General features: G+C 71.5%; 8 protein-coding genes and 1 pseudogene. 2 read left to right on the plus strand and 7 right to left on the minus strand.

The features are described from left to right. Positions 1 to 95: 95 nt before the first annotated feature. Positions 96 to 962, minus strand: coding sequence for a hypothetical protein (locus tag AB0J67_RS36145; protein ID WP_363489449.1), 867 nt, complete (start codon positions 960 to 962; stop codon positions 96 to 98). Positions 963 to 1,508: 546 nt separating this feature from the next. On the opposite strand from AB0J67_RS36145, the gene gltB reads away from it, so the two are divergent. Next, entirely contained in the window at positions 1,509 to 6,086 is a 4,578-nt protein-coding gene (gene gltB / locus AB0J67_RS36150; RefSeq protein ID WP_363489451.1) for a glutamate synthase large subunit, read from the plus strand. Beyond that, positions 6,079 to 7,572 carry a glutamate synthase subunit beta gene (locus AB0J67_RS36155; protein WP_363489453.1) on the plus strand — a complete coding sequence of 498 codons (1,494 nt, stop codon included), beginning with the start codon at positions 6,079 to 6,081 and terminating at the stop codon, positions 7,570 to 7,572. The genes gltB and AB0J67_RS36155 overlap by 8 nt, the downstream gene beginning before the upstream one ends. Positions 7,573 to 7,638: 66 nt before the next feature. Here the strand turns inward: AB0J67_RS36155 and AB0J67_RS36160 are convergent, their stop codons facing one another. From AB0J67_RS36160 to AB0J67_RS36185, 6 genes and pseudogenes are all read right to left on the minus strand, one after another. Continuing rightward, on the minus strand, positions 7,639 to 8,178 hold the full coding sequence (locus AB0J67_RS36160; protein ID WP_363489455.1) for a hypothetical protein: 540 nt from the start codon (positions 8,176 to 8,178) through the stop codon (positions 7,639 to 7,641). Between the two features lie 396 nt (positions 8,179 to 8,574). Beyond that, positions 8,575 to 8,718 carry a hypothetical protein gene (locus tag AB0J67_RS36165; protein WP_363489457.1) on the minus strand — a complete coding sequence of 48 codons (144 nt, stop codon included), beginning with the start codon at positions 8,716 to 8,718 and terminating at the stop codon, positions 8,575 to 8,577. Between the two features lie 11 nt (positions 8,719 to 8,729). Beyond that, positions 8,730 to 9,068, minus strand: coding sequence for a helix-turn-helix domain-containing protein (locus AB0J67_RS36170; RefSeq protein WP_363489459.1), 339 nt, complete (start codon positions 9,066 to 9,068; stop codon positions 8,730 to 8,732). Continuing rightward, the gene (locus AB0J67_RS36175; protein WP_363489461.1) at positions 9,061 to 9,315 is read right to left on the minus strand and encodes a hypothetical protein; all 255 of its coding nucleotides are present in this window, start codon (positions 9,313 to 9,315) and stop codon (positions 9,061 to 9,063) included. Before AB0J67_RS36175 ends, AB0J67_RS36170 begins: the two co-directional genes overlap by 8 nt. Next, positions 9,315 to 9,791 (minus strand): hypothetical protein, encoded by a 477-nt coding sequence (locus AB0J67_RS36180; RefSeq protein ID WP_363489463.1) that lies wholly within the window; start codon positions 9,789 to 9,791, stop codon positions 9,315 to 9,317. Before AB0J67_RS36180 ends, AB0J67_RS36175 begins: the two co-directional genes overlap by 1 nt. Next, positions 9,788 to 10,351 (minus strand): annotated as a pseudogene (locus tag AB0J67_RS36185) (sigma-70 family RNA polymerase sigma factor); the annotation flags it as partial. The gene AB0J67_RS36180 and the pseudogene AB0J67_RS36185, both read right to left, overlap by 4 nt. Positions 10,352 to 10,537 lie beyond the last annotated feature (186 nt).

Below are 10,537 nucleotides of genomic sequence, written 5' to 3' on the forward strand. Positions count from 1 at the left end.
GTCAGGATGTGCAGTGAGACTGCACATCCTGACCAGAACTCGCGATCAAGCCCCGCGGGCCCCGCGGGCCGCGCGGGCCGCGCGGGGCGTGCCGGTCAGAGTTCCGGGCCGGGTTTCATGTCGTTGCGCAGGGCGCTGGCCTTCTGGGAGAGGCGGTCGGCGGCCTCCTCGGCGGTGGGCTTGGCGCCGGTGGGCGGCTTGACGTCCGACGGGGTCTCGCCGGGGTACTTCGGCTGGACCATGGTGTCGCCGCGGTCCTTGGTGAGCGCGCTCGCCGCCTCCTGCTCGGCCGCGCGGGCCTTGAGGTGCGCCGACACCCGGCCGCTCTCCTCCTCGATCTTGTCGAGGGCCCGTTCCCAGCGGGCGCGCATCGGGGCGATGAGGCCGCCGCCGACGCCCACGATCAGGATGCCCGCGATGGTGGCGAGGATGGCGACGAGCACCGGCATGGTGATGGTGGTGGCGATGCCGGCCTGGTTGAGCGCGGCGATGGCGCCGAGCGCGATGATCGCGATCTGGGCGACGCGCCCGACGGTGCGCCCGTACGAGAAGTGCGCGAGCGCGTTGCTGATGACGTTGAAGACGGCGTTCGCGATGGCCACGGCCACCACGATGATCACGCAGGCCACGATGAGGCGCGGCAGCCAGGCGATCACGTCGTCGATCAGGTTGCTGATCGGGTTGGGCCCGAACACGCTGAACGCGAGCTGGAACGTGAACAGCAGCAGGGCGTAGTAGACGACCATCCCCACCAGCCCGCTGGGGGTGTACCGGCCGGTCCAGCGGTCCATCCCCGTGCGCTGAGCGAGGTGGTTGAACCTGGCCTTGGCCAGGCCCTTGTCGACGAGCGAGCCGATCACCTTGGCGATGATCCAGCCGATGACCAGGATGGCGGCGCAGGCGAGGATCTTGAGGCCGATGTACGCCAGTGCGCCGAGCGTGACCTGCAGAGTCGGGTTCACGGTGGTTCCCCCTCCGCTTCCAGCGGATGTTGTCAGCCGCAGACTACGGCGGCGCGGGGGCCGGTGATCGCCGTTTGGGGGCGAAACCCCACGGACGGCTGATCGGGCCGGCGAGCAGCGAGCATCGACGTGCCTCGTCGCGGCGTCGCGCCGTTAACATCAGCGACGCGCCCGACACGCGCGGGAAACACCTCCGCCACGCGGTCGAGGGCGGGGCGGCCTGCCTGCGGAGGGGCTCCGGCGCACTTACTAACTGGGAAGTAGCTTCTCAGAATGTGGACGTGTGATCAATCTGTGTCTGGTGGACACCCAGGACGTTTAACGTAGACTCAACACTCACAGACTCGTCCCCATGCTCGTGCGACCCGCGCGAGAGAGTCCGTGTACCGCTGAACCTGCGGGTTCACTCAGGGCCGACGTCGTCCCGCTCGGATAGGACCGCATACGAACCCGGCCAGCCCCCGCGCCATCGCTGTCGCGGCGTGAGCCTCCACCCCGTTCGTGGCCGATACCGAATGATCATTCCCCGTGACGACAGGAGGCCCGGTGGCATCGCCGTACCCGCACCCCCTGCAGCCCTCGACGGCGGCGCCAGCCGCTGTCGGCCTCTACGACCCCGCCTTCGAGCACGACTCCTGCGGCGTCGCGTTCGTCGCCGACGTGCACGGCCGCCGCAGTCACGACGTGGTGGCCCGGGGCCTTTCCGCGCTGTGCCGGCTGGACCATCGCGGCGCCCGCGGCGCCGAGACCACCACCGGTGACGGCGCCGGCATCCTGCTGCAGGTGCCCGACGCGTTCCTGCGCGAGGTGGTGGACTTCCCGCTGCCGCCCGCCGGGCAGTACGCGACCGGCCTGGTCTTCCTGCCGACCAACGGCGCCGACGAGGCCCGCGCGATGACCGTGCTGGAGAAGTACGCCCTCGTCGAGGGCGCGCAGATCCTCGGCTGGCGCGACGTGCCGGTGGACGCCGACGGCCTGGGCGCGACGGCAGAGAACGCGCGCCCGCGCATCCGCCAGGTCTTCCTCAGCGCGCACAGCATCGCGGCCCACCGCTACGGCGAGCAGCTCAGCGGCCTGGAGCTGGAGCGCGTGGCGTACTGCGTGCGCAAGCAGACCGAGCGGGAGACCCGCGAGCGCGGCGTCCCGATGTACTTCCCGTCGCTGTCCGGCCGCACCATGACCTACAAGGGCATGCTGACGCCCGACCAGCTGGGCACGTTCTTCCCGGACCTGGCCGACCCGCGCGTGGTCAGCGCGATCGCGCTGGTGCACTCGCGGTTCTCCACCAACACCTTCCCGAGCTGGCCGCTGGCCCACCCGTACCGCTTCATCGCGCACAACGGCGAGATCAACACCATCCGGGGCAACAAGAACTGGATGCAGGCCCGCGAGGCGCTGCTGGCCAGCCCGCTGCTGCCGGGCAACCTGCGCCGGCTGTTCCCGATCTGCACGCCGGAGGCGTCCGACTCGGCGAACTTCGACGAGGTGCTGGAGCTGCTGCACCTGGCCGGGCGCAGCCTGCCGCACGCGGTGCTGATGATGATTCCGGAGGCGTTCGAGAACGACCCGGTGATGGACCCCGCGAAGCGGGCGTTCTACCAGTTCCACGCGAGCCTGATGGAGCCGTGGGACGGCCCGGCCAGCGTGGCGTTCACCGACGGCACGGTCGTCGGCGCGGTGCTGGACCGCAACGGCCTGCGCCCGGGGCGCTGGTGGCGCACCGAGGACGGCCTGGTCGTGCTGGGCAGCGAGGCGGGCATGCTCGACCTCGACCCGGCCACGGTCGTCGCGAAGGGCCGCCTGGAGCCCGGGAAGATGTTCCTCGTCGACACCGAGGCGGGCCGCGTCATCTCCGACGAGGAGATCAAGAGCGAGCTGGCGTCGGCGCAGCCGTACGCCGAGTGGCTGCACGGCGGGCTGATGCACCTGGAGGGCCTGCCCGAGCGCGAGCACATCGTCTACACCCACGACTCGGTGCAGCGCCGCCAGCAGACCTTCGGCTACTCCGAGGAGGAGCTGAAGATCCTGCTGGCGCCGATGGCGCGGGCCGGGGCCGAGCCGCTGGGCTCGATGGGCACCGACACCCCGATCTCGCCGCTGTCGACCCGGCCGCGGCTGCTCTACGACTACTTCCACCAGATCTTCGCGCAGGTCACCAACCCGCCGCTGGACGCGATCCGGGAGGAGATGGTCACCAGCCTCTCGCTGACCATCGGCCCCGAGGGCAACCTGCTGGACCCGAACGCGTCGAGCTGCCGCCAGATCGTGCTGCCGTACCCGATCATCGACAACGACGAGCTGGCGAAGATCATCTCGATCGACGACGACGGCAACCTGCCCGGCTTCCAGGCGGTGCGCGTGTCGGGGCTGTACCCGCTGCGCGACGGCGCGGCCGGCCTGCGGGCCCGGCTGACCGAGATCTGCCGGCACGTGTCCGAGGCGATCGAGGACGGCGTGCGCATCCTGGTGCTGTCGGACCGCGACTCCACGGCCGACCTGGCGCCGATCCCGTCGCTGCTGCTCACCGCGGCGGTGCACCAGCACCTGGTGCGGGAGCAGACGCGTACGCAGGTCGCGCTGATCGTCGAGTCCGGCGACTGCCGCGAGGTGCACCACGCCGCGGTGCTGGTCGGCTACGGCGCCGCCGCGGTCAACCCGTACCTGGCGTTCGAGAGCGTCGAGGACCTGATCACCACCGGGATCCTGCCGAACATCGCCCCGGAGAAGGCCGTGCGCAACGTCGTCAAGGCGCTGGGCAAGGGCATCCAGAAGATCATGTCGAAGATGGGCATCTCGACCGTGTCGTCGTACTGCGGCGCGCAGGTGTTCGAGGCGGTGGGCCTGTCCGCGGACCTGGTCGAGCGGTACTTCACCGGCACGCCCAGCCGCATCCAGGGCATCGGGCTGAACGAGATCCACGCCGAGGTCGCCGCGCGGCACGCGGTGGCGTACCCGACCAACCCGGCGGAGCAGACGCACCGGCGGCTGGAGGTCGGCGGCGAGTACCAGTGGCGCCGCGAGGGCGAGATCCACCTGTTCAACCCGGAGACGGTGTTCCTGCTCCAGCACGCCACCCGCTCGGGCCAGTACGACGTGTTCCAGCGCTACACCGAGAAGGTGGACGGGCTGGCCGCGCAGGCCGGTTCGCTGCGCGGGCTGTTCCGGTTCGCCGAGGCCACGCCGATCCCGATCGAGGAGGTCGAGCCGGTCACCGAGATCGTGAAGCGGTTCGCCACCGGCGCGATGTCGTACGGCTCCATCTCGGCCGAGGCGCACGAGACCCTCGCCATCGCGATGAACCGCATCGGCGGCAAGTCCAACACCGGCGAGGGCGGCGAGGACGTCGACCGCCTGTACGACCCGCGCCGCCGCTCCGCGGTCAAGCAGGTCGCCTCCGGCCGCTTCGGCGTGACCACCGAGTACCTGGTGCACGCCGACGACATCCAGATCAAGATGGCGCAGGGCGCCAAGCCCGGCGAGGGCGGCCAGCTGCCCGGCAACAAGGTGTGGCCGTGGATCGCCAAGACCCGGCACGCCACGCCGGGTGTCGGCCTGATCTCGCCGCCGCCGCACCACGACATCTACTCCATCGAGGACCTGGCGCAGCTGGTGTACGACGTCAAGTGCGTCAACCCCGGCGCGCGGGTGCACGTGAAGCTGGTCAGCGAGGTCGGCGTCGGCACGGTCGCGGCGGGCGTGGCCAAGCTGAAGGCCGACGTCATCCTGATCTCGGGCCACGACGGCGGCACCGGCGCGTCCCCGCTGAACTCGCTCAAGCACGCGGGCACCCCGTGGGAGCTGGGCCTGGCCGAGACGCAGCAGACGCTGCTGCTCAACGGCCTGCGCGACCGGGTCACCGTGCAGGTGGACGGCCAGCTCAAGACGGGCCGCGACGTGATCGTGGCGGCGCTGCTGGGCGCGGAGGAGTTCGGCTTCGCCACCGCCCCGCTGATCGTCGAGGGCTGCGTCATGATGCGGGTGTGCCACCTGGACACCTGCCCGGTCGGCATCGCCACCCAGAACCCGGTGCTGCGCGAGCGGTTCACCGGCAAGCCGGAGTTCGTGGAGAACTTCTTCTGGTTCCTGGCCGAGCAGGTGCGCGAGCAGCTGGCGGCGCTGGGCCTGCGCAGCATCGACGAGGCCGTGGGCCGGGTCGACCTGCTCGACCTCGCGCCCGCGACCGAGCACTGGAAGGCGCACGGGCTGGACCTGTCGCCGGTGCTGGCCCAGCCGGGCTCGCCGTACGGCGACGCGCCCCGCCGGGTGCGCGGGCAGGACCACGGCCTGGACGCCTCGCTGGACAACGTGCTGCTGCGCCACGCCGAGCCGGCGCTGCTGGCGGGCACGCCGGTGCGCTTCGACGTGAGCGTGCGCAACGAGCACCGCAGCGTCGGGGCGATGCTGGGCGGTGAGGTCGTGCGGCGCGCGGGAGGGGCGGGCCTGCCCGACGGCACCATCGACGTGACCCTGCACGGCACGGCTGGGCAGTCGTTCGGCGCGTTCGTGCCGCGCGGTGTCACGCTGCGCCTGATCGGCGACGCCAACGACTACGCGGGCAAGGGCCTGTCCGGCGGGCGGCTGATCGTGCGCCCGGACGCGCGCAGCCCGTTCGCCGCGGAGGACCAGATCATCGCGGGCAACACCCTGCTCTACGGCGCGACCTCGGGTGAGGCGTACCTGCGGGGCCGGGTCGGCCAGCGGTTCGCGGTGCGCAACTCCGGCGCGACCGCGGTGGTCGAGGGCGTGGGCGACCACGGCTGCGAGTACATGACCGGCGGCACCGTGGTGGTGCTCGGCCCGACCGGGCGCAACTTCGCCGCGGGCATGTCCGGCGGCGCGGCGTTCGTGCTCGACCTGGACCCGCTGCTGGTCAACCGGGAGCTGGTGGACCTCGGCCCGGTGGGCGGGGTCGAGGCGGAGGGCCTGTTCGAGATCGTCGAGCGGCACTTCCAGGAGACGGGTTCGGTGGTGGCGGAGAAGCTGCTCGCCGACTGGGCGGGCAGCGTGGAGCGCTTCACCGCCGTGGTCCCGCGCGACTACAAGCGCGTGATCGAAGCAATGCGGGCCGCCGAGGCTGCCGGCCGCGACATCGACGCCGCGGTCATGGAGGTGGCACGTGCCTGACCCGAACGGTTTCCTGCGCTACGGCCGGCGCATGCCGGCCCGCCGGCCGGTGCCGGTGCGCATCATGGACTGGCGCGAGGTGTACCCCTCCGCCGACGACGAGCTGATCCGCGAGCAGGCGGGCCGCTGCATGGACTGCGGCATCCCGTTCTGCCACGAGGGCTGCCCGCTGGGCAACCGCATCCCGGACTGGAACGACCTGGTCCGCACCGGCAACTGGAACGCCGCGATCCAGTCGCTGCACAGCACCAACAACTTCCCGGAGTTCACCGGGCGGCTGTGCCCGGCGCCCTGCGAGGCGTCGTGCGTGCTGGCGATCGGGGACACCGCGGCGGCGGGGGCCTCCGGCGGCGCGGTGACCATCAAGCAGGTCGAGGTCGAGATCATCAACCGGGCGTACGTCAACGGCCGGGTCCGCCCGCAGCCCGCGACCACGCCGTCGGGCCGGTCGGTGGCCGTGGTCGGCTCCGGCCCGGCGGGTCTGGCGGCGGCGCAGCAGCTCGCGCGGGCCGGGCACACCGTCACCGTGTACGAGCGCGACGACGCGATCGGCGGCCTGCTGCGCTACGGCATCCCGGACTTCAAGCTGGAGAAGCACCACATCGACGCCCGGGTCGAGCAGCTGCTGGCCGAGGGCGTGCAGTTCCGCACCGGCGTGAACGTCGGCGTGGACGTGTCGGCCGCGCAGCTGCGCGCCGAGCACGACGCGGTGCTGCTGGCCACCGGCGCGCTGGCCGGGCGCGACACCGAGACCCCGGGCCGCGAGCTGTCCGGCATCCACATGGCCATGACCCACCTGGCGCAGGCCAACGTGGCCGTCGCCGGGGGACCGCAGCCCGAGATCACCGCCGCCGGCAAGCACGTGGTGATCATCGGCGGCGGCGACACCGGCGCGGACTGCCTGGGCGTGGCCCACCGGCAGGGCGCGGCCTCGGTGCTGCAGCTCGACCGGTACCCGCAGCCCCCCGAGGCCCGCGACGAGACGCGCGACCCGTGGCCGACCTGGCCGTGGATCCTGCGCAACTACGCCGCGCACGAGGAGGGCGGCGACCGGGCGTTCTCCGTCGCGGTGCAGCGCTTCGTCGGCGACGAGGCGGGCCGCGTCCGGGCCATCGTGCTGGTCGACGTCATCGTCGAGCGGGTGAACGGGCGCGGTGTGGTGACCGAGGTCGCCGGCACCGAGCGCGAGGTCCCGGCGGACCTGGTGCTGCTGGCCATCGGCTTCGAGGGCACCGACGCGCTGCCGGCGCTGGAGCAGCTGGGCCTGGCCCGTAGCGCCCGCGGCACGGTGGAGTGCGGTCCGGACTGGCAGACCCCGGCCGAGGGCGTCTTCGTCGCCGGCGACGCGCACAAGGGGGCCTCGCTGATCGTGTGGGCGATCGCCGAGGGCCGCAGCGCCGCCGCGGCGATCCACCGCTACCTCGGCGGCGAGGGCAGCCTCCCGGCCCCGGTGGCGCCTTCCTCTCGCCCCCTCATCCCCGCCTGACCGACGAAAGGAAGGGCACCTTCTCCACGGATTCCGTTGTAGAAGGTGCCCTTCCTGACGCTCGGGTCAGCGGCCGGCGGGGTCGCGGCCGCTGTTGCGGCGCACCGGCAGCACGGTCACGTTGTCGGCCTGCAGCCGGGTCACCACCTCGAACAGCTCCTCCTGATCCTCGCGCAGCAGTTCCACCATCGCGCTGAGCTTGCCCAGGTCCTCGCGTACGTGCAGTTGCGGCGTCTCGGCTCCGACGGCCCCACGACCGGCCGCCTCCTCGAGCGTCTTGCTGTACTGCGCCAGCTGCTGGACGATGTCGCTCAACGCGGTGATCACGATGCGCATGTGCTCGCCGCGCTGGTGGTCGCGGGCCAGCTGCGCGATCTCGTGCTCGCGCAGCCGGTCGATGATGTGGCCGTTGGACAGCGCCACGGCGCCGGCCAGCATCAGCACCACGCCCAGCGCGGTGGCGGCGATGACCCTCGCGAGCATGCCGAGGTCCTTGCTGACGTTCGGCGTGGTCGGCCAGACCATCAGGTAGGCGACCAGCACCAGCACGAGGGTGAGGCCGCCCATGCACAGCCAGAACGCCCCACTTTTGACTTTGACAATCACCTGTCTTCCCTTCCGGGACAGCCGGGCGTCGGGCGTACGCGCCGAATGAGAACGAGCACTCAGCGTGCGCTCAGAGGTGCCGTGTGCGCTAGTAACACAGAGCGAATTCATTTACGGCGCCGAATTCTGGACCGCAGGACAGCGTGCCATCGTCCGGTCGTATCGACTCTGGGCGCTGGGGACATCACCGATTCAAAGAAGACGCATGTTGCAATTCGCACGTGCACGCTACGTCGAAATATCCCCAGAACAATGCATAAGTGGTTATGAATCGACCGTCACCTAACGTGTTGGCTTGAATGGACATCGACGTACATTAAAGAGGTGTTACATCTAATCGGACAGCTCGCCGCCGAGCTTCGTCACACTGCGTAGCAGTCGATCACTCTGAGCTGATCAGTGGACGTACGCCAGCATGGTCGTGAACACTCCGAAGGAGACGAACACGCCCAGGCCGAACACCACGCCCTCCGTGAACAGCAGCAGCAACGCGACCAGCGTGGTGCCGCCGTGCCGGCGGCGGTAGAGCTCCGTTGCCATGGCCCACCCTCTCAGCGTGGCACCCAGCCGTGCTTGACCAGCAGCGCCGCGACGTCCTCGCGCAGGTACCGGCGGTGGCCGCCGGCGGTGCGGGTGACCCGGAGCAGGCCGCGGTCGGCCCAGCGCTTGACCGTCTTGCGGTCCACCGGCAGGAGTGCGAGCACCTCGGCCGGCGTCATCATGTCGCGGCGGCCGACCCGCACCCCCGCCCCGTCGCGCAGCCCCGCGGCGTACGTGGCGGCCAGGACCGCCTGCAGCCGCGGGGACAGCTCGCCACCGTCGTACGCCCGTAACGCCAGCTCCCGCACGTGCGCGGGCAGGCGGGGGACCGGCGTGGCCTGTTCAGACACGGGCGTGCTCCCTGTTCGGTGGGCGGACCGGCCGGCGGGCCGCGGCGAGCTCGGCGTGCAGCGCCACCGCCTCGCCGCGGTAGCGGTCCCGCTCGCGGCACGCGCGCCGGGCCACCTCCTCCGCCTGCCGGGCGAGCAGGGTCTGCGCGACCAGCGCCGAGCGCAGCGCGTCCACCTCGACCCCCGCCCGCATCGCCTCCCGGTCGCACAGCCGGGCCAGCCAGCGGGTCCACCGCGACCCGTCCATCAGAGCCACGCCTGACGTGAGGAGGGGACCTGCGGGTACGCCCCGGTGGCGGTGTGCCGCCCGTGGTAGTCGACCGCCGGGTACGGCGGCACCGCGTCGATGTACGCGGTGACCTCCGGGTCGGCCTCCGGGCGGTGCACGGCCGGCACGGCGGCCGATCCGTGCGCCGTGGCGTGCCTGGTGCTCGGGACCGGATCGCCGGCCGGGCCGGTGGAGCGCCACCGGGATCCGCCCGGCCGGCGCCGGTGCAGGGCGCGGCGCCAGAACGTGACGGCCGCACGCCGCCGCGCGGCCTGCGCGTCGGTCGGGTCGTCGGCCTGCCACCACCTGCCCTCGCTCCCGTCGACCCGGTCGAGGATCAGCTTCGCCTCCTCGACCATGGTCAGCCGCCGGCGGAACAGGAACAGCGTGGTGGAGAAGCTGACCGCGACCACCGCGCCGGTGTAGAGGGTGAGCAACCCGGTGGACAGCGTCATGACCTGCTCTCCTCGAAGCCGTCGGGGAGCAGCCGGCCCAGCATCCGCACCGCGCGGCACTGCAGCGCCTTGACGGCGCCCTCGCTCTTGCCCATCGAGCGGGCGGTCTCCGCGGTGGAGAGCCCGACCAGGAAGCGCAGTGCGATGCAGCGCTGCTGCGAGGGGTTGAGCTTCTTGACCGCCTCGAGCAGGGCGAGGTTGTTGACGTGGTCCATGGCGACCCGGTCCGGAGCGCCGTCGAGGCTGAACTCCTCCTGGTCGAAGTCCAGCACCTCGCCGCTGACCTCGAAGCGGTACCGGCCGGACTTGTAGTAGTCGGCCACGATGTGCCGCGCGATGGTGATCAACCAGGCGGCGAAGTCTCGTCCCTGCCAGCGGACGCTGCCGATGCGTTTGAGTGCGCGCAGGAAGGTGTCGGACGTCAGGTCCTCGGCGGTGGGGCTGTGCCGGACCCGGAAGTAGATGAAGCGGAAGACCGCGGGGGCGTACTGCGTGTAGATCTTCCCGAACGCCTCGGTGTCGCCCTGCTGCGCTCGCTCGACCAGTTCCCATACGTACGACTGCTCCTCGGGCACCGCCCCGGCGAACGGGGTGGCGCGGCTGTCCGGCGTGACCGCTGTCGGGCTCATCCGAGCGACACCCGGCCCTTGCGTGTCATGAGCACGTAGGTTGCTCCTCTTCTGGCGGGGGGATTCCTCGATCGAGGGCCCGCCGGACCGGGGTTCACGATCCGGCGGGCCCGGGCG

This window comes from Catellatospora sp. NPDC049609 (assembly GCF_040675365.1).
In the GTDB taxonomy this organism is placed as follows: Bacteria; Actinomycetota; Actinomycetes; order Mycobacteriales; family Micromonosporaceae; genus Catellatospora.